Here is a 24,975-nt window from a genome sequence, read left to right as displayed (position 1 = left end):
ATCTCTCCTCTTTTTAATAGAAACTTATATTACCGTATTGCACAGCGGTTTGGACCAATCTCCATTTCACGCTGTTTTTCTTCATCCGGGCTGATTTTCCCCATGTTTGTTTCTCGAATCTCTTGGTATGCATTTGGTTGCGGAGGCAAATGATCTGTTACTAGGTGTCTAAATTTTGTTTCATCCGCAATGTTCAAACCATGGTTCTCGGCAAATAATGTACTTAGTTTTTCACCAACACTTCCATCTTCATTTAGCTCATCAATGATCATAAAGTGTGCAGGTAATACAATTAAATCCTTTGATAACGCTTTGTAACGGCTATAAAGGGTTTCTCTTAAATCTCCTACCCAATCTCCTGCCATACCGGCTAAATCTGGTCTGCCAATTGAATCAATAAACAAGATATCACCTGAAAGAAGATACTGATTATCGACAATGAAAGAAGTGGAGCCAATGGTGTGCCCCGGAGAATAAATCGGTTGAATTTTAATCTTTGTATTTCCAATGATAATGTCATTTCCTTCTTCCAACGGCTGATAGTCGAATACCACTTCTTCAGCATCTTTAGGCGGTAACCAGTAGGTTGCTTTTGTTTTTTCAGCAATGATTCTGCCACCCGAAATATGGTCTGCGTGAAGATGTGTATCAAATACATGAGTAATCGTTACACCTTTCTCCTTTGCAAAATCTATAAACACTTCTGCCATACGCGTAGCATCTACTATGGCTGCTTCTCCATTGGATAATATCATGTATGATAGGCAGCCTTTCCCAATTCGAACAAACTGATAAATTTCCCCACCATCTTTTAAATCCCCGACTTTTACTGGCTCTAGATGTTCACTCCATGCTTTCATTCCGCCTTTAAGATAGAATACAGAAAGACCTGCTTCTGAAAGCATCTCGGATACCATTACTGATGAACCTTCTTTTGCGCAAACGACTAGGACTTCTTTATCGGAAGGAATTTTCTCTAATATATCTTCTACGCCATCTAAAAGATCGAAATAAGGAACATTCAAATGGTCAAAGTCATGCCCTTCAATCTTCCAATCACTAAAATCATTTTCATTACGCACATCCAAAATAAATAAAGGTTCATTGTTAAAGATTTTTTTTGTCACTTCTTTTGGGGTCATTGCCTTTACAGTCATGTTTCAATGCCTCCTATATCGAATTTTTTTAACTGGATTAAAATGTTAAGGATACATCAGCATCTTTAGCAAAATCTAAAAAGGTAACAGCCCCGCCTACTTCAATTCCTTCTACAAAATCATCTTTTGTTAAACCCATAGCGTCCATCGTCATTTGACAACCAATAAATCTAACACCCATCTCTTGTGCTGTTTCAATCAGTTTAGGAATAGACGGCACGTTTGCTTTCTTAAATCCTTCCGCAAAGTGTTCTTTCCCTTTCGGCATTTCTAATTCTTGATGCGCTTGCTTATAAATCAGATTTAATCCCTCGAATGTAAAGAAGATAGATACTTCTTGATCACTTGCTGCTGCGGCAGTCGCAATATTAAAAACTTTATAGGCATCAAATAGACCACCATTTGCCGCAATAATTGCTACTCTTGTACTCATTTGTTATCATCCTTTTCTTATTTATTCTGTTTTACCTGTCCAACCACGCATACCAGGGACAACATTAATAACCTTTTTAAAACCTTGTTTTTTCAGCGTTTGGGCTGCTATTTCACTCCTTCTTCCTGAATGGCAAATAATATAAATTTCATCATCTTTGTTTAACTCGTTAGAGCGCTTTTCTACTTCACCAAGAGGGATATGCACAACTCCCGGGATATGAGCGTCTTCATACTCATCTACCTCTCGGACATCTAAAATGTTAAGAGGCTCGTCACTTTCCACTTTCTGTTTGAAAGCTTCTAGTGAAACCTCAGCAATAGAAGGTGCGCTTTCTGATGAATGCACTCCTCCTTTACGAAGAAAATGATGAAGTATTTCTCCCTCTGTTTCAGTACCTAGATATTCGTGACCTGTGCTATTTGCCCATGCTTGCAGATCTGCTGTAAATCCTTTGTCTGTTGCTTGAATTTCTAATACTTCACCAGCTTTTAAATCCTTCATTTTCTTCTTCGTTTTTACAATGGGCATTGGACACGTCAAGCCTTTAGCGTCTAACACAATATTTGCCTTCACCATTTTTTCCTCCTTTTCAAATAGGGGTGGGGGTATATAAATATACAAAAAAATAATATCTAAGGTTTTATGGCCATGTATTCATACCACCTTTAATATTTGTGATATTTTTAAATCCTTGTTTTTTCAATACCTTGCTCGCCTTTACACTTCTCATTCCGCTTTGACAAATAACAAAAACTTCTTGGTCTTTCGAAAGTTGACTTGTTTGATGAGCCAATTTTGACAAGGGAATATTTTTGAACCCTTTAATATGCCTTGTACGAAACTCATGAGGTGTTCGTACATCGATAAACTGTTTTCCTTTATTTTTCAGCTCTGACTTTAAATCAGTAGTTGTTATCTGTTTAACACCTTGCACTGGTAAAAATCGTCGAAATACAATCCAAAGTAAAAATAAAATGAGTAAGGTATTGATGATTATCCCACTATCCATTGTGTTTCACCTCCTTCATTTATTTAACTTGTAATGGATATATTAAATAAATAAGTTGACGTTGCCTTCTTCAGCATCTGCTAAATAAGCGGCTACACCAGCATAGTTGATCTCATTTAATAATTCTTTTTCCTGTAAACCAAGAAGATCCATTGTCATCGTACAAGCTACGAGATTTACACCCTGTTCTTGAGCCATCTCAATTAACTGAGGCAATGTTAATGCATTATGCTTTTTAATAACATTTTTAATCATTTTAGGGCCCATACCTGCAAAGTTCATTTTAGATAAGCCCATCTTATCAGCACCGCGAGGCATCATCTTTCCAAACATTTTTTCAAGAAACCCTTTTTTTACCGGAACCAGCTCTTCTTTACGCAAAGCATTTAATCCCCAGAAAGTGTGAAATATAGTAACTTCATGATCGTAGGCAGCTGCACCATTCGCAATAATATAGGCTGCCATTGCTTTATCATAATCTCCGCTAAATAAGACAATTGTTGTACGTTTTGTTTGTTCTGTCATGTCTCTCCTCCTAAACTAAATTACCCCCGTGGGTATTTAAAATTCTAAAAATTTTTGAATGAAAGATATACAATTACGCAATCCGTTAAAACTATATACCCGTAGGGGTATATTATTACACAAATAAAAATTCGTCAACCTTAAAGATTATAGGTTGATGAATTTTTTATCGACTCTTTACTAATAAATCTACTGCCTCTTTTACTAAGTTTGCTGTGTCTTCTCCCTGTTCTATGCTTTCACGAACACAATGTTCAAGATTTGTACTAACTATAACACCTAATGCTCGGTCGATAGCATTGCGTGATGCTGCCAATTGAGTCACAACTTCTCTACAGTCTTTTCCTTGCTCCATCATAGTCAATACACCTTTAATTTGTCCTTCTATCCGTCGTAAACGATTTTTAATCTTTTGATCATACTCCATATGGATGAAATCCTTTCTTTAATTTATTTCTACATTTAAATGTTGCCAACTCATAACATTTCACATGAATACCTTTAAGCTTTAGGAAATGAATTCCTCAATTCAGTTCTCTCCTATCATGAGTTATTATGTGTATTTTACCACGTTGTATCTTTGAATAAAAACATTTAGATAAGCATATGGAAGAAATCTAGTCTTGTTGCAGTTTGGCTTGATTTTTGAAAGTGTGTATCTTATATGTTTAACAAGTGTATTATATCCATTCGAATGGGAGTATTATGTAATTTCAAAATACCTAGTGAATTCTTACCGCATTTAAAAGTGATTGGTATAGTATACTTAGGAAAGGATTTGATTTTATGTTGGATCACACTGATATAAATATATTGAAAGAATTGTCCAAAAATAGTCGCATAACAATGAAAGAATTAGGAGAGAAAGTTCATTTAACAGGACAAGCAATGAATTGTTAGACCAATTTCTGATGGACTTAAACAAGCATGTAAATTATAAATTGTCTATTGTTATTAATAAGTAGTAGCAAATTGGTTAGCAGTTAAATTTTCTCTAGTCAGTATTTGTTTAAATGTACAACCCCCTTCCAAAGTTTCTTTTTTATTGAATTTGTATATGATTACTGTAGTAATCTAAGGATATTCTTTAAAGAAAGAAGGAGATCCCTTGCCAAATAAAAGAAAACCCAATAGATTAATCGAGGAAAAGGTTTGACACTCTTCCTCTTTATGCACCAACTCGAATTGCGGCAATTTTGAATCCTTCCTTAAGCGATTCAAAGCCGGACGTTCCAAAAGTTCTCCAGAAAATCCTTCATCTGCATACTTCAGCACATCCTTAGTCCATGCTTTCTTTATGCAGGCCTCGATCTGGCTGTCGATGCTCGATCCCTTGATCGCTTGTTCCTCGGTCGATACCCTTACATATATGGCTATCACCCTGGATCTCCTTCCTATAAAGTTTTATTAAATAATGATAGCAATCGTTAATGCATTGCCAGCTTGCGGTCCCTCGATGATTATCACCTTCATAAAATGCATCACCCCTTGGGTAATGCTATGTAACAGCTGTTTGTCCAAATGAGGAGATTTTATCAAAATGAATCAGCTTTTCTCTCCAAAAGATGAACATAGACAATAAAAGACAGGCACAAAGACAATTGTGCCTGCTTATTTTACGTTGTTTCTCATGTAGGGGCGGATTCGCTGTCCCCAATACTTAAAACCTTTTATTTAAGAAATCACTTATATTACCTTCAGAATTCATACCCTGATGATTCCTCTCTAAATAAGAGTGACAATACGTACTATACACGTATCCTTTCAGGACTTGTACTTGGTAATACTCTACTGCTTTGTCATCATCACAACACTATCACTATATAATCCTCTCTAACAATTCTCCCACTTTTTCTGCCATAACACGAGGTGGATAAGGCATTTCATTTTTTAGCCACCATTCCACTACTCCCACGTAAGCATTTGCAACAAATTCAACAATGACATCTTCACTTTGGCCGTAATTTTTGCCTTTTGTTATATCTACATCTTTCTTAAACTCTTCGATATTAAACTTAAGGAACTGACTGCGAAAATATCTAGCTCCCTCACTGGCCAACATCGTCGAAAAGAATAAATAATGACTCTCAAGATATTCCATACAGTGAACAGTCGATTCAATCCAATCCATTTCAGTTGCTGACTCGCAAAAATCCCCCATATTGTTTATATGTTCTTCCATAATCTTATCTAATAGATCAAATTTATCTAAGTAATGAAGATAAATGGTTCCTCGATTAACATTTGCTCTGTCAGCAATATCCTTAATGGTAATGTGATCAAAACTTTTTTCAGTCATTAGCTCAATCAGAGCACTCTTAATCGCTTCTTGGCTTTTGGTTATTCTTCTATCCACTTTGGACATGGCTGGTCACCACACTTTCTTAAGATAATCAACAATTTAGGTTGAAGTGTTGATTAATCAACGAATTGCGTTCATTTAACCATTGAGAGCTTCGTGTATCTATTTATAATTATAAACAAATGTTGATTAATCAATCAACGATGCTTTCTTTTTTAACAAAGTCAATATACACCATTTAATTACAAGAAAATTATTTTTAAAACAAAAATAAGAAAGGGTGTTATTTGAAAATGAAAAAAAAGTTTACTATCACGTTTGTACTCACAGTGATATTATCGGGCTTGCTTTTATCCGCGGTTACCTTTGCATCAAAGACTAGTGTTGAGGTTGCATCAAAGGCTAGCGTTGACACTGTATCCAAGACCGCTGTTGCATACAAGCCGGATCTGTCCAATGGAGCAGACAACTTTTACAAAAGCAACAAGGTAAACAAGAAGAAGGTTTCGTTTGAAAATCAATACAACATGAAAGTTGCAGGGAATCTTTTTATTCCTAAAGGTTTGAATCAGAACACCAAAAATCCCGCAATCATTGTCGGGCATCCTATGGGCGCAGTAAAAGAACAAAGTGCGAATCTGTATGCACAAAAATTGGCTGAAAAGGGATTTGTTACGTTGTCCTTGGACTTGTCTTTCTGGGGAGAGAGTGAGGGTCAGCCTCGCAACGCTGTTTCGCCGGATATCTATGCCGAGGATTTCAGTGCTGCGGTGGATTACCTAGGCACCCAGCCATTTGTTGACAAGAATCGGATTGGTGTTCTAGGGATTTGTGGCAGCGGGAGCTTTGCTATCAGCGCAGCCAAGATCGACCCGCGCATGAAAGCAGTTGCGACAGTCAGTATGTACGACATGGGTGCTGCAAACCGTAACGGGCTTAAACACTCGCAGACTCTCGAGCAGAGAAAGAAGATTCTCGAAGAGGCAGCGGAGCAACGCTATGTAGAGTTCACAGGTGGCAAAACCAAATACACCAGTGGGACAGTACATGAACTGAATGAAAAATCTACCGCCATTGAGCGAGAGTTTTATGACTTCTACCGCACTTCAAGAGGTGAATACACGCCTAAAGGATCGTCGCCAGAACTCACAACGCACCCGACGCTCACCAGCAACGTCAAATTCATGAATTTTTACCCATTCGAAGATATACAGACGATTTCTCCTCGTCCAATGCTTTTCGTCGCGGGTGAAAACGCTCATTCTAGAGAGTTCAGTGAAGAAGCCTACAAACTAGCGGGCGAACCTAAGGAACTCTACATTGTTCCAGGCGCAGGTCACGTGGATCTATACGATCGGGTGGATTTAATCCCCTTTAACAAGCTTGAGTCCTTCTTCAAAGAAAATCTGAAGAAAAAATAAAACTTGTATTGGAAGAGCTTAGAGAACTTTGCAAGCCCAAAGTAAACCCCACAGTGTGAATCCCTGCTTATCTTGTAAGGATTCACACTTTTTTGTCTGAATAGAATTCGTAACTTTAACAGGAAAGGATATCAAATAAATTTTTTGGTTGGATTTTCAGGAGTTTGTGTTTAATAATGAACGAATTTCATTTACCCATTGAATACAACATGTATCAATTTAGGAATAATAGACTAACGTTAATTAATCAATCGAGGATGGTTTTCTTTTAAGTAAACTCATTGATGATTTCAATTTGAAAAATAGTGAAGTAACCCTATCAAGTCAGACAACTTATTTCACAAATGTATGGATAGCATCATCAATTCTTCATTCTATTTATAAAATGCCTAAATAGAGGAGGCTAACAAGATGAAAAAACTGTTAGGTCTGGCTCTTATTTTAGTAATGAGCTTTGCCCTCGCTGCTTGCAGTAGTAATGACAATAATTTATCTGAAACCGACAGAGGTCATATTGCAACTGATAATTCAAACCGTGCACAAGAAGGACCAACAGAAGATAGTATTTCAAATATAAGAATAAAATTAACGTTTAACCAAGAGGAAGTAATTATTAGGATGTACGATAATCCAACAAGTAGGGATTTTTTAGAAAGACTCCCACTAACATTAACATTTGAAGATTATGCAGGAACGGAAAAAATTAGTTATCCATCAAATAAATTATCTACAGAAGAGGCATCATCAGGAATTGACCCTACAGTTGGAGACTTCACTTATTATGCTCCATGGGGAAATTTAGCTATATATTATAAGGATTTTGGATATTCAAAAGGGCTTATTAAACTAGGAAAGATCGAATCTGGAGTAGAGAAATTACAAGGTATCAACAGTGATTTCACAGTTACAATTGAACAAGTTGACTAATTGATAAAGGTAAGATAGTTCCTTAAATAACTCACCTTTATGCAACTAGAAAATGATACTTTTAAGAAAGAAGGAAGTCTATTTTATGTCTAAACGAAATAATTTACTTATATTCACATTGACCTTAGGGGCTTTCGGCATCATAAATACCGAAATGGGGGTTATAGGGATATTACCCTACATTGCCGATCACTTTCATGTCAGCGTATCAAAAGCAGGCTTGCTGGTGAGTCTTTTTGCCCTTATGGTTGCTGTATCCGGTCCAACTATGCCGTTATTATTTTCAGGAATCAATCGCAAGAAGGCAATGTTAATTGTACTTGGTATTTTTGTTCTAGGTAACATTGTCTCTATATTTACATCTAATTTTGCCATTGCCATAATTGCGCGTGTGATTCCAGCCATATTTCATCCAATCTATTTTTCAGCAGCTTTTACAATGGCTGCTAACTCAGTTAGCAAAGAAGACGCTCCAAAAGCTGTTTCAAAAGTCTTTATTGGAGTATCTGCAGGTATGGTACTTGGTGTACCAATCGCAAGTTTTCTTGCAAGTACAGTTTCATTTCAAATATCAATGACATTTTTCGCTATCGTGAACGCTATAGTATTTATTGCTACATTAGTATTTTTCCCTTCTATGCCTGTTAAAGAAAGACTTTCTTACGGAGCACAGTTAACCGTATTAAAAAAACCAATTACTTGGCTTTCCATTTTTGCTGTCCTCTTACTCAATTCCGCAGTATTTGGGGTGTATAGTTATCTTGCTGAGTATCTTAAAACGGTTACAAATATCTCTGGGAGATTAATTAGTTTTATGTTAGTCCTATTCGGTGTGGCAAATATTATTGGAAATATTATGGCAGGGAAGTTACTTACGAAAAATGCCATCAAAACTGTAGTAGCTTTTCCTTTTGCATTGGGGGTCGTTTACATCATTTTATTCTTCACAGGGCAGTTTGCTGTACCTATGGCTATCATGACTTTGGTTTGGGGAATCCTTGCTGGTATAGGAACGAATATTAATCAATATTGGATTACATCTGCAGCTCCCGAAGCTCCTGATTTCGCTAATGGATTATTTTTATCATCCGTTAACTTAGGAACAACTATTGGTACTGCTTTAGGTGGATTATTCATATCAGAAATGGGTACACAATACATCATACTAGTGGGATTATTATCGTTAATATTGAGCTTGATAACGATTTTATTGAGAAATTACATGTATAGTACCACAAAACAATTTTTTAGATAAACTCAATATCTCAAGTAACTTCCATTTCGTATTCTCTTAAAGAAAGAGCCGATTATCCTTTAGATGGATGATCGGCTTTTTTTAACCTTATATTTTCAACAGATAAATCATGTATTTATATTTGACAATCATATGAACTGTAAACAGTCACTCACTATAAGTTAGTGGCACTTTTAGTCACAAACACATTTTCTTCTAAGACATAAAAAATACCAAAGGTGTTAAAACTCTTGGTATCATTGATGCGGCCGAAAGAATTTGAATCTTCACGAGTTATTCGCCCACTAGGCCCCAAAATTATAATTTCTTATTATGGTTATAAAAGTTTATTTTCATTACATTCTTTATATTCACTAAAAAATGATGATCCAAAAAATTGAAGAATAACTACATCATTTAAACCTTTATGTTTTCCTTCTGTTACATCACTTGAGCTTTATACTCTTCTATAACCAAATCACGACTGCGAAAATAAGGGGCACCTTTACTCGCTAACATCGTTGAACAGAATAAATAATTACGCTCAAAGTATTCAAACCAGACATAATTTCTTTCTTTCTTGAAATGTCATTTCGATGTCGTATTTATCCGTGTAATGAAGATAAATTGTCCCTCGATTAACATCTGCTTAGTCTGCAATATCCTGAATAGTAATGTCATCAAAACTTTTTTCGGACATCAGTTCAATTACAGCATTTTTTATAGCTACTTGGCTTTGGGCTATTCTTCTATTCATCAATCTTTCCAAAGATACTCAACAATTTTGGTTGATTTGTTGAGTAATCAACGAATTGCGTTAATTTAACCATTGAAAGCGTGAAGGGCTTTTTTATAATTATAAACAGGTGTTGATTAATCAATAATTATTTTTACAAACATCATGCTTTTCTACTTTTGGAACAGTATGAGTAATGTAAATTTAAGCAGGAGGGTTATTTATGGATCGTGTTGAAAAGAGCAAAGAAAAGTACAAACAGCTATTTGGAAATGGAGCACCAGCCGCATATGCTACCGATCCTGATTTTTAAGACATCCTTAGCTGCTTCGTATTTAGTTAAATTTTCCATAAAGGAAATCTAGATGACAGGCAACGCGAGTTGATTACCCTGGTAGTGCTTACTGCCAACCAGACATTGCCTCAGTACAAGGCACATGTTGCTGCGGCACTAAACGTTGGGCTCCACCAGTAGAAATTAAAGAGGCAGTTTACCAGTGTGCTCCATATATCGGATTTCCAAAAACATTAAACGCCATCAATGAAGTTAATGAGGTTTTCAAAGCGAAGAATATCACTTTACCAATAGAAAGCCAAAAGACTGTAGATAAAGAAAATCGCTTTGACAAGGGACTATCCGTACAGGTAGAGATTTTTGGCGATGTCATTACAAAAATGCGTAAGTCTACTCCAAAAAATCAAAAGCATATGCAGGATTATCTTTCCTCTTTTTGTTTTGGAGACTTTTACACCCGTGGAGGACTTGATTTGAAAACACGGGAGTTGTTGACACTCTGTATTATCAGTACGTTGGGTGGTTGTGAAAGCCAAGTAAAGTCACATGTGCTGGGTAACAAGAATGTAGGCAATGGTAAGGAAACATTGGTCACCGCCATCACTCACTGCTTCCCATATATGGGCTTTCCGAGAACACTAAACGCATTAGCTTGCATTAATGAAATTATTCCTGGAAATTAAGGCAAACGGTTAAAGATTAAGTAAATGATGGAGAGTCAAGCATCTCTGTTTCACTTGAAGAAACTCCTTAAGAGAAATGTGATTCAAAACCATAACAATGTAAAGGAGACAAAAGCATGTTTAACGAAACTTACAAATTATCAAATGGTATAGAAATTCCCAAATTAGGTCTTGGTACCTGGCTGCTAGACGATGCACAGACTGCACAGGCAGTGCGTGATGCGGTTTCTATCGGATATCGTCATATTGATACTGCTCAAGCTTATATGAATGAAACTGGTGTAGGCGAAGGAATCCGTTCCTGTGGTGTTATAAGAGAAGAACTTTTCATTACGACAAAGGTTGCTGCAGAAGCAAAGACCTATGATGCAGTTACGCAGTCCATTGATGAGTCTTTAGCAAAATTGGGATTGGATTATATTGATCTTCTGATAATCCACAGCCCACAGCCTTGGGGCGAATTCCGCGAGGAGAACCGTTACTTCGAAGAGAACAAAGAAGTGTGGAAAGCAATGGAGGATGCTTATAAGGCAGGCAAGGTAAAGGCAATCGGTCTTTCTAATTTCCTTCAAGATGATATAGAGAATATTCTTGAAAGCTGTGAGATCAAGCCTATGGTAAATCAGATATTGGCACATGTGAGCAATACTCCTTTGGAACTAATTGAATTCTGCCAGAAGAATGACATTTTAGTAGAGGCATATTCACCAATTGCACACGGTGCAGTTCTCGATAATGCAGAGGTTAAGGTAATAGCTGATAACTATGGAGTATCTGTTGCTCAGCTTTGCCTACGATATGATATCCAGCTTGGTCTTGTAGTCATTCCTAAGACGGCAAATCCAGATCACATGAGAAACAATGCAGAACTTGATTTTGCAATCAGCGATGCAGATATGGAGACTTTGAAGAATGTAGAGCAAATCCAGAATTATGGTGAGCATAGCTTCTTCCCGGTATTTGGCGGGAAGTTAAAATAAACAGGTGGAGGAATTAAAAATGGCAAAACATGAAGAAGTAAAAAGTGGCGTTATTTTCCCAGCGGGTCAAAAAAATCCTTTTTCACATTTTTTTGTGGGTCAAAGTTATCTTAAAGGATTAGTGTCCGACCCTAAAATAAGTGTCGGTGTTGGGAATGTCACTTTTGAACCGGGATGCCGTAATAACTGGCATATTCATCGTGATGGTTATCAAATTTTACTAGTAACTGGCGGTGAAGGTTGGTACCAAGAGGAAGGAAAACCTGCTCAATTATTAAAAGCTGGTGATGTTATAGTCACTCACGATGGTGTTAAACATTGGCATGGCGCTACAAAAGATAGCTGGTTTGTACACATTGCAATCACTGCAGGTAAGCCGGAATGGTTAGAACCTGTCGATGATGAATCCTATAACAAATTGTAAATAACAAACGCATCGAATCATTTGATTCGGTGCGTTTGTTATTATGACGGTCTTACAAATAAAAGGACGGAAAAGTATTGAAATTGGTACAGCCGTTACCTTAAGCCAAGAAGTTATTAAAATAATGCAGCGATTGGTTGATGATATGCATATTAGACATGCTACTTAACCAACCTTTTATAGATACTCAACAATTTTAGTTGATTTTTTGAGTAATCAACGAATTGGTTGCACAATTAGCACACCGGAATCTGTTGCTGTAAGTGAAATCCTAATTCGTCCAACAAAATCAGTGAATAAATAAAAGAAGGCGTGAAATAAATGAAAATAAGATTAACTGTTGGTGAGGACTTATATACTGCTACTTGAATGACAGCAAAGCAACAAGTGATTTTATAAAACTTCTTCCTCTTATGTTAACATTTGAAGACTATGCGGGAACGGAAAAGATTAGCGATCTTCCAAAAAGATTGTCTACTACCGATTCTCCAGATGGTACCGATGCTTCTTTTGGGGATATTACGTATTATGCTCCTTGGGGAAATTTAGCTATATTTTATAGGGATTTTGGTTATGCAAAGGGACTTGTTAAATTAGGTAGGATAGAGTCCGGAACAGAAAAGCTTGCAAGTTTTAAAGGTAATATTACAGTTACAATTGAAAAAATTGATTAAATTAAGAACAAGCTGTGGGCTATATCCTTCACTAAAAACAAACTTAAGTTCTCATATATTGTACGGTGTTATCAACATTTTAAAGCTACCTTTTTAGATAACATCGTTCTCAAAAAAATTGAGAAAAATGCTCCATTTATTCTCACGCAGGAAAAATAACGCCATTTTTTACTTCTTCATATTTTGCCATTTGAATTCTTCCAATAAATTTCAATTTGTTTTTATTAACCAACTTTGATAATCTCCATAACTATTTTGGCTGCATCTGCTTTGGTTGCATGAACTGTGCCAAATGGATTGTTCCGATCGGTGCGGCCACCATGCTGGTGACTACCATGATGAGAGAGGGGCTAGCCAGAATATTACGTCACCAGTCAACATTTTCCCGATGACCATCCAATTGAAGAAATGAAAGTAATGGCAGTGAAGAAGACGATGGTGATATCAATTGGTACCAAGATAAACACGCCCGCAGCTCTAACGGTTCCAGGGCGATTTCCAACAATCAATTCGGATAACATCGCTGTTGTTTTATAGAATGTTACACTGGTCAATTCTCGATAACCGGTTCCACTTAGATGAACATCATGATCTCAGCAATAGTGGCCAAGATGACATAAACGACATTGATGGCATCCGCCGAGAGAATTTGCCACCATATCCTCCAACAGAATCCCGTTAATGATCGTGCTCCCTATGTACAACATCAACTAAAAATGGATGCAGAAAAAGCTTGAATTAAAATGATCCCAAATACATCGTACTGCAATCCACGTGCTAGTGGAATGTACACAAGCATAGGGTAATTGATGTTCGATCCCCCGATTCCGAAGAGACCGGATATATACGATCCTATGAAACAGATCAAAAACAAGTGATAATAAAGCTTACTGTTATATGCTCCCCTTCCACTCACAAGGTAGTTAGAAATAAAAAAGTCGGTGCCCTCCACTTGTGTTGAGAAGACAACTTGAATAGAGACAAGGGATTGAACCTTGTCACACTATTGCAAGACCGTCTTTCTGCCACTGGACAATGCCGCCGCTCAAACTCAGTACTTGTTTGAACCCGCCGTTAGCTTGCAGGATGCTAGCCCCAATGGCAGATCGGGCTCCGGAACGGCATTGCACAAGGATCGGATAGTCTCTTTTAATTTCATCCAGCCGTTCTTGGAGCGTTCCCAGCATGATGTGTTGCGCATTCGGAATGTGACCTTCCTGCCACTCAGTCAGATTGCGGACATCAAGTACGTGCACGAACCCGTCTTCCACCAATTTAGCAATATCAAATGGTGCTATTTCCGTGTACGATTCAAGTGTAAAAGTGCCGCTTGCCAAGATTTTGTCACTGTCCATAAACCTTGCCACATTGTCAATACCTATAGAGCGCAGCGCTTCCAGGAGTTCGTTCACTTCATCCGGATTCGTTATGAAGTACACAGGTCGATTGTAGTCGATGAGCCAGCCTGCCCAGTTCGTAAACGACTTGTTAAATGGAATGTTGATTGTGCCTTTGAGATGCCCTTTTGCAAATTCTTGGAAGGGACGGGTATCTACAATTTGTTCGCTATCCAGCAATCTTTTCACTTGTTCCATTGAAGCTATCTCTGGCGCAACAGGTAAATCTTTAAGCAATGCAGGGCCTTCTTTATTAACTTGTTTCATCACGGAGAAATAGTTTGGCGGTTCTGGTTGCCCTTCAAGCAAGGCTTTTACAAAATCTTCTTCGTTGGTGTATGCCATTGACCAGTTAAATAGCTTTTCGTAACCAACAGTGGAAGAAGGAATCGCCCCCAATGCCTTACCACAAGCGCTTCCCGCACCATGAGCCGGCCAGACCTGCAGATAATCTGGCAGTTGTTTGAACTTCAAGAGGGACTTGAACATGGCTCTTGCGCCACAATCTGCCGTTCCCTTGATGCCAGCCGCTTTTTCCAGCAAGTCGGGTCTGCCGATGTCGCCTACAAAGACGAAATCCCCCGTAAAGATACCAATTGGACGATCCGCATTTCCTCCGCGGTCCGTCAAGAGGAAAGAAATGCTTTCCGGGGTATGGCCGGGGGTATGCATCACCTCAAACATCAGGTTTCCGATGGAAAAGCGATCGCCGTCTTTCACAAGTTGATGTTTCAATTCATCTACATATTGATATTTCCAATCTGCGCCGCCTTCATCGGAAAGATACAGCTTCGCTTGGTGTGTCACGCCGAGTTCGCGGGCACCGGAAACAAAATCGGCGTGAATATGGGTTTCTGCGGCCGCCGCGATGTGTAGTCCTTCTTCTTTGGCTACTTGTAAATATGGGTTTAGATTGCGGCCGGGGTCAATCACAATCGCTTCCCCTGTTTTTTGGCAGCCGACCAGATAGGATGCATGGGCCAGCTTTTCATCGTAAAAGTAGCGCAACAACATATTGGATTCCTCCTCTTGGATCATCAATTATTTTTTTCTGCATGGCTGTTTACACTTTGTCCTCCCTTACATCAGTCCTTTCAACATGCCATTCCAATACATGATGGGAAGCAATCTTCTTTTTAACAGGTACATGCTGAATCGTTCTTTGGACTGATCAAATGGAAACGTTTCTTGCGGCACCTTGTGATAGTTAAACTCGGCCAGCACGAGTTTGTTGTATCCTGTAACCAGCGGGCAAGAGGTATATCCATCGTACTTTGCATCTAATGAAGATCCCTTTATCATAGACATCAGATTTTGCACCACAACCGGAGCCTGTTTACGAATTGCCGCCCCTGTTTTGGACGTCGGCAGGTTGGCACAGTCACCAATTCCGAAAACATTGGCAAACTTTTTGTGTTGCAGAGTGTACGGATCAACATCCACCCATCCGCCGGCATCCGCCAATGTACTTTCTTTTATAAATGCAGGCGCTTTCATCGGTGGAGTCACATGAAGAAGATCGTATGTTAATACCTCCTGTTCCTTGGTCTCCAGATTCTCGAACAAAGCTTCTTTTGAATCCGGCCGAATTTCGATCAGGTTTCGTTTGTACATCGTTTGAATGCTCTTGCGCTGGACAACTTTTTCGAGCGCATTAGCGTATTTCGTGACTTCAAAAATGGTTGATTTCGCCGAGGCAAAAATAATTTCGGATTGATTGCGAACATTCGACTTGCGGAAATAATCGTCTGCTAAGTACATAATTTTTTGCGGAGCTCCTCCGCATTTTACAGGAGAATTCGGGTGAGTAAAAATAGCGGTTCCGCCTTTAAAGTTGCGGATGTTTTCCCAAGTGCTATCTACCGTTTGGTACGAGTAGTTGCTACAAACCCCGTTTTTTCCGATCGTACCTTTCAAGCCTTTGATCCCGTCCCAATTGATTTGCAAACCGGCTGCTGCAACAAGATAATCATAGGAAACGATCGTTCCTTGTTTTGTAAGAAGTATGTTCTGATTCGGTCGAAACTCTGTTACAGCATCGCCAATCAAGTCGACACCAGCGGGAATTAAGGAAGCCAGATCTCGTTCAGACTCTTCCTTCTTCGCTGCGCCGCCTCCAACTAATGTCCACAAAGGCTGGTAGTAGTGCTTTGTTTGCGGGTCAATGATGGCAATTTGTCCTTTGAGTTTTTTAGAAATCCGGACGAGACGGGCGGCGACAGAGATGCCAGCAGTCCCAGCTCCTACAATGACAATGGAATAACGAGCGTGTTTTGACATAGTCAACCACCTTTTGTTTTTAAAGTTGATGTTTTTCTTAAAGATGCGTCTCTGTTTTTTAAGTTAACATCAATCTTCCTTTATCTATATAGGGGAACTCCCCTACTTTCATGTGAGCCTCGTCTTGATAAGTTTAAGGAGCAGTATGTTAGAGCGTCAGGTCGAGATATTTATTTTTGATCGCATATTGGATCAATTCGTGTTTCGAGTCCAGTTCTAATTTCTGCATCATATTCGTTTTATGGTTTTCGACGGTTTTGACGCTGATTGAGAGTTTATTGGCAATCTCCTTATTGGCATAACCCAGCACAATGAATCTGAGAATCTCCTTTTCCCGAACAGTTAGAACAGAAGGTGGCTTTTTAGACTCTGAATTCAGCCATTGATCAATGATGTCTTGCGATACACATGTCTTGTAAAAGAGATTGCCCCTGTACACTTCGACAATCGCTTGATAAAGCAACTGATAATGACTGTTTTTCAAGACATATCCATGGGCACCCGCCTCTATCGCTTTTTGGACAAAAATTTCCTCGTCATGCATTGTCAAAATCACGATTTTAACAGATGGGTTCAACTTTCGAATCTCACTGCTCGCTGTGAATCCGTCCAGCCCGTTCGGCATCGACAAATCCATCAGCACGACATCAGGTTTCAATTGTCCAGTGCTAAGAACGGCTTCGTTGCCATTATTCCTTTCTCCCACAATTTCGATTTCAGAAAAACCTTCCAAAAGTACACGGATGCCCTTGCGAATCATCATGTGGTCATCGACCAGCAATACCCTGATCACTCTCCTCCCCCTCCTTATACTGTACTTTCACTTTAATCGTCGTACCTCTCTGAAGTACGGAATGAATACGAAGACTTCCTTCCATCTGATCGACTCTCTCTCTCATATGTTTGAATCCAAGACCTTCCTCTGTCAGCCCGCGTTCAAAACCGAGACCATTGTCCTGAATTATCAAAACGAGATCGCCATCTTCTTTGTACAGTATGACTTCAATAAGTAATGCCTGCGAATATTTCAGGGCATTATGCAGCGCCTCCTGAATGATGCGGTACAAATTGATTTCCAAAATCGGCAGCAAACGATTGTTGACATTACTTGAGGCAAACGTAATAGAAACATCCTGATGAGCCTTGTTCAATCTGGAAACAAGGTGCTTGACAGCAGGGATCAGCCCCAATTGATCGAGACTGTGCGGGCGCAGCTGGAGAGAGTAGAGCTTGACATCTTGGATTGCTTTTTCCAGCTCATCGATAATTTCCTGCATGTACTTTTTAAATGTTTCTTCTTGCTTCATACGCGATTGAATCGCTTGAATGCCTACTGAAACCGAATATAGCGATTGCCCTACACCATCGTGCAGTTCCTGAGCCAGCCGCTTGTGTTCGTTTTCCTGGGCTGCTAACGTTTTTTGCAGAACTAGCTTGGAAATTCTAGCTTCCTCTTCCTTTTTCTTCATCGTTAAATCTTTCAGGACCAAAAGAACTTCCATTTGATCGCCGTTTTCTGAAATAACAGCAGTACTCATCTCCATGTCGACGAATCGTCCCTCATAGGTGGGCATCGAGGAAAGAAAATAAGGAATTTCCCGCTTGGCCAGCAAATAACAACGCTCTTCTCTCGCTTCCAACTTTCTCATTTGGCAGTAGGAACAGTAGGGAACCTTTTCCCCTAATTTCCATCCCGTCATCTTCTCTGCGGATGGATTCATCACCAGAATTCTACGTTCCTGATCCATCATGATGATTCCATCCTGCAAATGATCGAAGATCTGCCTTAAATAGCCGCTTTCCATTGACTTTCCTTCTTTATACCGTTCAAAGAAATTCGGGTTTTGACACATCATGGACCCTCCCTCAGCTATCTATTCCTCGTACAATTGACAGACTCTTTTTAACTTCTGTTCAAGCTGAACAAAACGTGCTTCTCTTAGAGATTCGGTTCCCTCAATAAATAAAAGAAGCAAAGGAACTGTGAAGACCGAAAACCTTCCTGCAACTTCCATCACTTTGTCAGCATTACATGTCCTAATTTGATCTATTGACACCATTGAAGTCAGCTCTGTAGCCCTTCTTTCGTCCACTCCCTCCTTCAAATGAAATTTTCTCTGATCTGCCTATGTTACGCTTTCATTAAAAAAAGATTTTCTCTTACACCTTAATTATTAATTAAAGATATCAAACCAAGTTTTCACTGTTGTAATCATAATAACGAATATCAAAATACCTTGAAGAACTTTAGCATTCACTTTCTTGCCAATGAAAACACCTAGCGGGGCTGCAATTAGACTGGCAGCCATTACAACCAAAGCCGGCATAATAGGCACCTGTCCAATGACGAGCTTTGTAGCTGTTGTTCCAATCGATGAAATAAATGTAACTGCGAGTGATGTTGCAATTGTGATTCGTGCAGGTATTTTTAAAATGACTAACATCAGCGGAATAAGTAGAAAAGCTCCGCCCGCACCGACTATACCTGAAGCCAAACCGACAACAAAAGTCATGATTGAGGTTAATATCTTTGGAAAGCGAATGTGATCACTTTGATTACCTTCTGTTCCTGTCTTTGGAATAAACATAATTATGGCAGCGACGATCGCCAATATTCCGTAAACTAGGTTTATGACATCTTCGGAGAAAAAATGTGACCCATAACCACCGATTAGACTTCCAAGCAAAATACTAAACCCCATGATGAAGATAAGTTCTTTATGTAAGTAACCGCCTTTCCGGTAAGCCCACACACCGGAAAATGCAGCAACAAAAACCTGGACTGCCACTATACCTGAAACCTGGTGAGCGTTAAAACCTTCAAACCCCAATAAAACAGGTATGTATAACAACAAAGGGTAATTTATAATTGCCCCACCGACACCAAGCATTCCGGACATAAAAGAGCCAACTGATCCGATTAAAAATAGTAGAAGAATAAAAGATATGTCCACTACCTTTCCTCCTTTCCATCAATAAAAAAGACCGCCTGACCTTAATATCTGAGGGTGGGGAGCTTAAAATGTTCCAATTCCTTTTTTAATACTAGTTATTTATCAAAAACATTATTTAGTAAGGTTTTCCCCATGAACCTCAATATTGACATCAACTTTTTTCAATAAATTTCCTAGAGTGCATCCTCACAATGATTTGCTGGTTGAATTTCTGGTAGGCTTAAATAAACATATAAGCTACAATTGCCGATTGTTGTTAATAAATAGTGCAAAAATTCATCTAAAAAACATACCATACGATGTTGGTATGTTTTTTTCAGTCTTATTTAGAATTGGGGAGGAGCTATCCTCATAACAATCGTTTCATGAAAAAAGAGATCATGATTACTTGATCTCTTTAGTAAAATGGTTTGCATATTTCTCCACCTAACTTTTTAAGCATTAACGCCAAGCTGACGGAGAATATCATGCATATCCACATGGGATCTCTGTTCAATAATTTTACCGTCTTTAATACGCAAGAGAATCATGAGAGAAAATTTAACAGAGTTTCCCGTTGCAGGAACGCCAGCAAATGGAGTTCCTGTATGCTTGCCTTCAAAAATAAAATAAACTGATACAAGATCGTCTTCAGCGACCATCGCTTCAATTGGCATTTTAAAACCTGGGAAAGCATCAAAGTTTTTCTTTTCAGACTCAATTAAACCTTCTACACCCGGAAATGGTTATCCAATTGTGGATAGAATAGAAAGTCTTTATGGCAAAAGTCTTTTAAGGCATCGTAATTTTCTTGTTCAATTGTTTCAAAGAAACGACGGACTAATTCTTTATTGCTTTCAACGGTCATAATGATGCTCCTCTCCTACACTTTAAAATAAACCTCTCTGTTTTCATTTAAAATGAGTATGATTCACCATTATCGGGCACTAAAACATCAGAAGCGATTCCTTTTTCCTTAATAAAGGATTTTAATTCTTCTTTTGATAATCCCCAATGATTGACAGCCTCCATGTGGCTCACGATGATTTTGGCTTCTGAAGCAGCCTTATACGTTTCATAGATATCTTCTTTACCCATGACGAGAGAACCGCCTTCATAGAATTGATTATCGCCGCCGTTCACGACAATGATGTCCGGCTGATGTGTTTCAATCTCTCCTTGAACCGCATCATACCAGACTGTATCTCCAGCGATATATAACGTTTTCTCACTTTGGTGTTTGAACACAACACCGCATACAAGACCTGCAAGTTTTAAAATTTCTCCTCTTCCGTGTTCGCCTTTTGTTTTAATCAGTTGAATGCCTTCAAAGACTGTGTCTTTTGTTAACACTTCAACGTTTTTGAATCCAGCATTTCGTATTTCTGCTGCATCTTCTTCATTTTGGGAGAACAACTTGATATCTTTTGGCAACAACTCTTTAGCTGCCTCATCCCAATGGTCGTAATGTAAATGAGTAACAATAACAGCATCAATATCTTTAATAATATTGTCAACAGATGTTGGCAATTCAACCAAAGGGTTGTTTTGATCTTGTCTTGGCGCATTTGGGAATGGAGGGTAAGCCCCCTTCTCAGCTAACATGGGATCTATTAAAAATGTTTTGCCTGCATATTCGACAACAAGTGTAGCATTACGAATTTGTTGAATGTTCATGTATAAAACTCCTTTTCTTTAGTATATATATGGATAGTTTACCTACATCCAACTTATAAATACATGGAACAAATCAAGTCTTTCTATCGTTTGACTTGATTTTTGAAAGTATGTATTTCATTTTTTATGAATTGAGCATCAATTAGACTAAAGGAACAATGAGCCTGAAAAGTTATATGAAATCATTTACATAACAGTAAAGGTCGAATTTTAAAGTGAAGGTGTAGAAACTATACTTAGTCATTGTATGCACTTTTCGTTTTTTTAACTAAATATAAAAATAATGAATCAAGACAATTAAAACCAATGAAATAGATTAAAGTGACAGGAGCCATATAACTTTTTATGATAAGTAGCATGATAGGCAGTGAATCTACCATGATGATAATCACCCCCTCACGAATTGCTGTTATTCTTACCAATTTTACTTGGAACGGGAATCATGACACTTTCACGAACATTGGTGGAAAAAGTGAAAATACTGATGTATGGTTAATGTTTACTAAGGGGGTTACAATTACTGTGGCGTATGATAATAAATTTGAAATAGACAATTCACGTCTGATAGTGGGTTAGGGGTCATTAAAAAGGCTAAAAACGACAACCCAGCTTATATGGGCATTGACATCGTACCTTTTTGAAAAGCCGGATAAATCGTTTAAAGCTGCTCCAATAGGGATGGTTTTCCTAATCTATTTTACATGATATCGGTCATTCTGATAATCGGAGTATTTTCTATTGACGGTGTTGTGACAAGGATATTGCCGGCGGATTGAACTGATAAGAGGTTTTGAAATTATCGGCTTAACGGTTTGAATCTATGCTGCTTGTCATCTGGATCATGCAAATTTATGAAAACTACGCTGGAGCAATAGGTCTGGTCTCAGCTTTTTAACAAAAACATTAAGTCCGTTATGTTCGGTTTGCTTCCGCGCTCGTCTATTGCTAACGCCGAAAAATGTCAATCAAGTCTTTCAGCTTGGAGGTCCAATCGGAACCAGTACCTTTTATTTATTCGGCATAGTCATTCCGTTGCTTCTTTTGATTTCGGAAACGATAATGAGAAACAAAAATGAAACAACTCGCTAAAAAATGCGTTTCCTAGCTTTTATTTTTCTTCTATTTTTAAATGGATGCTGAACATCCATGAAATTGAAGGATCCTTACTCGTCATGACAATGATACTGCTATTGAGAAAGAGTGATGAGTAGAAGTAAGGTAGACCTAGGCGGAAAAAGAACGGATTATCATGATAACAATGTTTACCGGTAGGAGTCGGGTTCAAAAACAAGTGGAATAAGAGGAGATCATTGGATCCGAGAAATCTATTCACCTCGAAAGAAAAGCATCAAAAATGAGATGGCTGTTATCCTAAGGTCTCTGAGCAAAATCGTCAATTTTTTATTACTATTACTTTATAACAACAAAACGGATAACATCCTTAGTTTTAATGAAATTTCGCTCACCAGTATCTTTAAACAAGATATTTTAATTTGTTCTAAAAATCAGAGGCACCTATTTATAGATAAGGCCTCTGGTTCATTACTTATTCAGTTCACGTTCAATCCAAACTATTATAAGTCATTAATCTATGGATGTGAACCGCAAGATACGCTAATTCCTCCTCAGGAATGGTTTTGCCATTAATCTGTTTGATATAGTCCTTTATTTTAAAAGCACCATCCATAGCTTCTGGATACAGACTGGCGATTTGCCCGAATAACATATTATCTTTATCATCTAGCATCTTATCTGAATAGAAACGTTCTACAAAAATTTAATATGTGTGATAAACCGAGTATAATGAACGTTTTCTGTATCCGTATTGATATTAAAAGTATATCGAACTAAGTTGACAATACTTCCGATCATTTTAGCAAACTTCATACCATCTTTAGATTCTTTCTGTTCTCCTTGAGCGTTAATTAAATGGAATGCGATACTTGCCGCTTCTTCAATTGGTAAATCGATATGAAGCTTTTCGTTTATGAGCTTTACGGCGAATTTCCCAACTTGATATTCTTCGGAATAATAGTTTTTAATTTCCCAATATACTAGGTTGGCGATGTTGATCTTTTTTTATATCTCTCTACTGCAAAATTCAAATGATCCATCAACGTAAAATAACTGCCGGTATTAAGTTTCGTATGAAGTGTTTCCTCAGCATATCTTATGATTTGTCGGGTCAATTCTATCAATCCAGGAGAAATAGCATCTAATAAACCAAGAAACTCTTTCACTTTGATATTTTCAATAGGGATAAACATTTGATCAGCCTGGTGTTCCTCAATGATATTACCGGCTTTTTGTCCGTAGCCAATTCCTTTGCCAAGAAGAATGAATTCTTTTTTTGTTTATCTTCTGCCAAGACGACACTAGAATTTAGGACCTTTTTGATTTTAATCATTTCATCACCTTACCTTTTGCATATCCAGAAAGTTAATCAAGATTAGGATTATATCCTTAGGCGTAAAGATGCGACTTACTGTCGGGAAGCTGGTACAGGAACCCATTGACTAACCGCTACCCGTTTTTTCCCCGTATGTGTATCGTAGATATGACGCTCTATTTTTCCAATATTGCCGCCGTACACATGAATTCCTACACACGGATCATTGGAGGCACACTCCACTTTGTGAAGGTCTTGGTCAGTGGAGCAACAGACGACAACCTCCCCTTGCAGAATATAACGGTCATTACATGCTATCAGTTCCTCATGCTTATTAGTAGGCGATGCATACTGTATTTCATGTTCTGTTCCTTGCACTACTCCAATTACGCCCCACGTTCCATGATCATGGACAGGAGTGGATTGCCCAACATCCCAAACCGCAACCGCGATAGAAAAACTCTCATCGTCAGCAATATACAACGGATACAGAGCGTATTTTGGGTTCGGTTGCCGATACTGTGAAGGGAGAATATTATCTGCCTGTAACAGATGTCTCATCCTCTCCGCAATCTTGCCAGTCAAAACCTCTTCAGTCCCGCCGTCATGAACAATTCGATCCACATCCTTAATAAAAGACTCAATTTCAGGATTTTTCATTAACAAACACCACCTAAACCAAATTTTATATACCCTACCCCTGTATTGTATATGAATTTCACGCTGAGTTTCAAGGATGTATTCCCCTCCTTATCCAATTCGAGGTAATAAATTTTATTCGAAAAAGTACTTTTGTTAATGCGTATATATAAAAGATGTGCTTCTGGTCTTCAACAATTAAGATAGGAGATTGATTATTAACATTCTGTTTAAACACATGTTGCGTAATATTAATCTATCGTACATACAATCACATGCAATTGAAAATGTAGCTTGGTTATTTAAGGTATCCCCTTCATTCGCTAAGAAACGTTTGAGCATTTATTACAGGAAGCTGACTCAACATTTATTTAATCAAACAGTTACGGGAAATCTGCGCTCCCCCCTTTTGTAATGAATAATGAGATCCTCATGCATTTGCGCGCATTGAAAAAAACAAAAAAAGACGTGTCTCTTCATGATCCGATCGGGCAGGATAAAGAAGGGAATGAAATAAGCCTGATCGATGTCTTGAAATCAGAAAATGAAGACGTGATTGATACGATCCAGCTCAATATGGAGCTTGAAAAAGTGAAGCAATACATTGACATTTTAGATGACCGGGAGAAGGAAGTGATTGTCGGGCGGTTTGGGCTTGATTTAAAGAAGGAAAAAACGCAGCGTGAGATTGCCAAAGAACTCGGTATTTCGCGCAGCTATGTATCTCGGATTGAGAAGCGGGCGCTGATGAAGATGTTCCATGAGTTTTATCGGGCGGAGAAGGAAAAGCGGAAGAAAGCGAAGGGGAAATGATGTGGAAGAGGCCGGATCTGACATTCCGGCTTTCTCTCATTCAT

At 38.3% G+C, this 24,975-nt stretch carries 23 protein-coding genes and 9 pseudogenes; 11 read left to right on the top strand and 21 right to left on the bottom strand.

Annotation, left to right across the window (positions count from 1 at the left end; all coding sequences use genetic code 11):
• Nucleotides 1–29: 29 nt before the first annotated feature.
• The 6 genes and pseudogenes from UJ203_RS02375 to UJ203_RS02350 form a co-directional block, all read right to left on the bottom strand.
• Nucleotides 30–1,164, bottom strand: a pseudogene (locus UJ203_RS02375) (MBL fold metallo-hydrolase).
• 30 nt (nt 1,165–1,194) lie between these two features.
• Nucleotides 1,195–1,590 carry a DsrE/DsrF/DrsH-like family protein gene (locus UJ203_RS02370; RefSeq protein ID WP_305935249.1) on the bottom strand — a complete coding sequence of 132 codons (396 nt, stop codon included), beginning with the start codon at nt 1,588–1,590 and terminating at the stop codon, nt 1,195–1,197.
• A gap of 21 nt (nt 1,591–1,611) precedes the next feature.
• Nucleotides 1,612–2,169, bottom strand: coding sequence for a sulfurtransferase TusA family protein (locus UJ203_RS02365; RefSeq protein ID WP_305935250.1), 558 nt, complete (start codon nt 2,167–2,169; stop codon nt 1,612–1,614).
• 64 nt (nt 2,170–2,233) lie between these two features.
• Complete coding sequence (locus UJ203_RS02360) at nt 2,234–2,602, bottom strand: rhodanese-like domain-containing protein (RefSeq protein WP_322008521.1); 369 nt, start codon at nt 2,600–2,602, stop codon at nt 2,234–2,236.
• A gap of 42 nt (nt 2,603–2,644) precedes the next feature.
• A complete protein-coding gene (locus UJ203_RS02355; protein ID WP_322008520.1) occupies nt 2,645–3,127 on the bottom strand; it encodes a DsrE/DsrF/DrsH-like family protein in 483 nt (160 codons plus the stop codon).
• A gap of 166 nt (nt 3,128–3,293) precedes the next feature.
• Nucleotides 3,294–3,554, bottom strand: coding sequence for a metal-sensitive transcriptional regulator (locus UJ203_RS02350; protein WP_024122213.1), 261 nt, complete (start codon nt 3,552–3,554; stop codon nt 3,294–3,296).
• 359 nt (nt 3,555–3,913) lie between these two features.
• Between UJ203_RS02350 and UJ203_RS20860 the strand changes: the two are divergent.
• Nucleotides 3,914–4,015: pseudogene (locus UJ203_RS20860) on the top strand (AsnC family transcriptional regulator); the annotation flags it as partial.
• A 309-nt stretch (nt 4,016–4,324) separates the two neighbouring features.
• Here UJ203_RS20860 and UJ203_RS02340 read toward each other — a convergent pair.
• From UJ203_RS02340 to UJ203_RS02325, 4 genes and pseudogenes are all read right to left on the bottom strand, one after another.
• Nucleotides 4,325–4,465, bottom strand: a pseudogene (locus tag UJ203_RS02340) (recombinase family protein); the annotation flags it as partial.
• Nucleotides 4,423–4,600 (bottom strand): annotated as a pseudogene (locus UJ203_RS02335) (hypothetical protein). The pseudogenes UJ203_RS02340 and UJ203_RS02335, both read right to left, overlap by 43 nt.
• Before the next feature lie 61 nt (nt 4,601–4,661).
• Nucleotides 4,662–4,817, bottom strand: a pseudogene (locus UJ203_RS02330) (ATP-binding protein); the annotation flags it as partial.
• A 129-nt stretch (nt 4,818–4,946) separates the two neighbouring features.
• Complete coding sequence (locus UJ203_RS02325; RefSeq protein ID WP_305935253.1) at nt 4,947–5,492, bottom strand: TetR/AcrR family transcriptional regulator; 546 nt, start codon at nt 5,490–5,492, stop codon at nt 4,947–4,949.
• Between the two features lie 230 nt (nt 5,493–5,722).
• Between UJ203_RS02325 and UJ203_RS02320 the strand changes: the two genes are divergently transcribed.
• From UJ203_RS02320 to UJ203_RS02285, 8 genes are all read left to right on the top strand, one after another.
• Entirely contained in the window at nt 5,723–6,850 is a 1,128-nt protein-coding gene (locus UJ203_RS02320; protein WP_305935254.1) for an alpha/beta hydrolase, read from the top strand.
• A gap of 411 nt (nt 6,851–7,261) precedes the next feature.
• Nucleotides 7,262–7,777, top strand: a complete 516-nt coding sequence (locus UJ203_RS02315) for a cyclophilin-like fold protein (RefSeq protein WP_305935255.1) — start codon at nt 7,262–7,264, stop codon at nt 7,775–7,777.
• Nucleotides 7,778–7,862: 85 nt separating this feature from the next.
• The gene (locus UJ203_RS02310; protein ID WP_322008519.1) at nt 7,863–9,032 is read left to right on the top strand and encodes an MFS transporter; all 1,170 of its coding nucleotides are present in this window, start codon (nt 7,863–7,865) and stop codon (nt 9,030–9,032) included.
• A gap of 1,112 nt (nt 9,033–10,144) precedes the next feature.
• A complete protein-coding gene (locus UJ203_RS02305; RefSeq protein WP_305935265.1) occupies nt 10,145–10,222 on the top strand; it encodes a hypothetical protein in 78 nt (25 codons plus the stop codon).
• Nucleotides 10,223–10,422: 200 nt separating this feature from the next.
• Nucleotides 10,423–10,725: a carboxymuconolactone decarboxylase family protein gene (locus UJ203_RS02300; protein ID WP_322008518.1), complete on the top strand. Its 303-nt coding sequence runs from the start codon at nt 10,423–10,425 to the stop codon at nt 10,723–10,725.
• 116 nt (nt 10,726–10,841) lie between these two features.
• On the top strand, nt 10,842–11,705 hold the full coding sequence (locus UJ203_RS02295) for an aldo/keto reductase (protein WP_322008517.1): 864 nt from the start codon (nt 10,842–10,844) through the stop codon (nt 11,703–11,705).
• 19 nt (nt 11,706–11,724) lie between these two features.
• Nucleotides 11,725–12,129, top strand: coding sequence for a cupin domain-containing protein (locus tag UJ203_RS02290; RefSeq protein ID WP_305935258.1), 405 nt, complete (start codon nt 11,725–11,727; stop codon nt 12,127–12,129).
• Between the two features lie 365 nt (nt 12,130–12,494).
• A complete protein-coding gene (locus UJ203_RS02285) occupies nt 12,495–12,803 on the top strand; it encodes a cyclophilin-like fold protein (protein ID WP_322008516.1) in 309 nt (102 codons plus the stop codon).
• A 998-nt stretch (nt 12,804–13,801) separates the two neighbouring features.
• On the opposite strand, the gene UJ203_RS02280 is transcribed toward UJ203_RS02285, so the two are convergent.
• The 11 genes and pseudogenes from UJ203_RS02280 to UJ203_RS02230 form a co-directional block, all read right to left on the bottom strand.
• On the bottom strand, nt 13,802–15,214 hold the full coding sequence (locus UJ203_RS02280) for an MBL fold metallo-hydrolase (RefSeq protein ID WP_305935260.1): 1,413 nt from the start codon (nt 15,212–15,214) through the stop codon (nt 13,802–13,804).
• Between the two features lie 66 nt (nt 15,215–15,280).
• A complete protein-coding gene (locus UJ203_RS02275; protein ID WP_322008515.1) occupies nt 15,281–16,480 on the bottom strand; it encodes an FAD/NAD(P)-binding oxidoreductase in 1,200 nt (399 codons plus the stop codon).
• 148 nt (nt 16,481–16,628) lie between these two features.
• A complete protein-coding gene (locus UJ203_RS02270; RefSeq protein WP_305935261.1) occupies nt 16,629–17,273 on the bottom strand; it encodes a response regulator in 645 nt (214 codons plus the stop codon).
• A complete protein-coding gene (locus tag UJ203_RS02265) occupies nt 17,248–18,336 on the bottom strand; it encodes a PAS domain-containing sensor histidine kinase (RefSeq protein ID WP_322008514.1) in 1,089 nt (362 codons plus the stop codon). Before UJ203_RS02265 ends, UJ203_RS02270 begins: the two co-directional genes overlap by 26 nt.
• An 18-nt stretch (nt 18,337–18,354) precedes the next feature.
• Nucleotides 18,355–18,527 (bottom strand): annotated as a pseudogene (locus UJ203_RS02260) (thioredoxin); the annotation flags it as partial.
• A gap of 127 nt (nt 18,528–18,654) precedes the next feature.
• Nucleotides 18,655–19,434: a sulfite exporter TauE/SafE family protein gene (locus tag UJ203_RS02255; protein WP_322008513.1), complete on the bottom strand. Its 780-nt coding sequence runs from the start codon at nt 19,432–19,434 to the stop codon at nt 18,655–18,657.
• 434 nt (nt 19,435–19,868) lie between these two features.
• A complete protein-coding gene (locus UJ203_RS02250) occupies nt 19,869–20,135 on the bottom strand; it encodes an ester cyclase (protein ID WP_322009443.1) in 267 nt (88 codons plus the stop codon).
• A gap of 8 nt (nt 20,136–20,143) precedes the next feature.
• Nucleotides 20,144–20,281 (bottom strand): hypothetical protein, encoded by a 138-nt coding sequence (locus UJ203_RS02245; protein ID WP_322008512.1) that lies wholly within the window; start codon nt 20,279–20,281, stop codon nt 20,144–20,146.
• 47 nt (nt 20,282–20,328) lie between these two features.
• The gene (locus UJ203_RS02240; RefSeq protein WP_322008511.1) at nt 20,329–21,090 is read right to left on the bottom strand and encodes an MBL fold metallo-hydrolase; all 762 of its coding nucleotides are present in this window, start codon (nt 21,088–21,090) and stop codon (nt 20,329–20,331) included.
• A 1,561-nt stretch (nt 21,091–22,651) separates the two neighbouring features.
• Nucleotides 22,652–23,497: pseudogene (locus UJ203_RS02235) on the bottom strand (BglG family transcription antiterminator).
• 75 nt (nt 23,498–23,572) lie between these two features.
• Nucleotides 23,573–24,139, bottom strand: a complete 567-nt coding sequence (locus UJ203_RS02230; protein WP_305934490.1) for a cysteine dioxygenase family protein — start codon at nt 24,137–24,139, stop codon at nt 23,573–23,575.
• A gap of 217 nt (nt 24,140–24,356) precedes the next feature.
• Here UJ203_RS02230 and UJ203_RS02225 point away from each other — a divergent pair.
• Together UJ203_RS02225 and UJ203_RS02220 are read left to right on the top strand one after the other, a co-directional pair.
• Nucleotides 24,357–24,533: pseudogene (locus UJ203_RS02225) on the top strand (ImmA/IrrE family metallo-endopeptidase); the annotation flags it as partial.
• Nucleotides 24,533–24,931, top strand: a pseudogene (locus UJ203_RS02220) (sigma-70 family RNA polymerase sigma factor); the annotation flags it as partial. The pseudogenes UJ203_RS02225 and UJ203_RS02220, both read left to right, overlap by 1 nt.
• Between the last annotated feature and the right edge of the window lie 44 nt (nt 24,932–24,975).

The organism is Bacillus sp. V26 (assembly GCF_034296245.1).
Lineage (GTDB): Bacteria > Bacillota > Bacilli > Bacillales > Bacillaceae > Bacillus > Bacillus halotolerans.
Note: the sequence above shows the minus strand (reverse complement) of the source record. Positions and strands in the feature narration are given on the sequence as shown.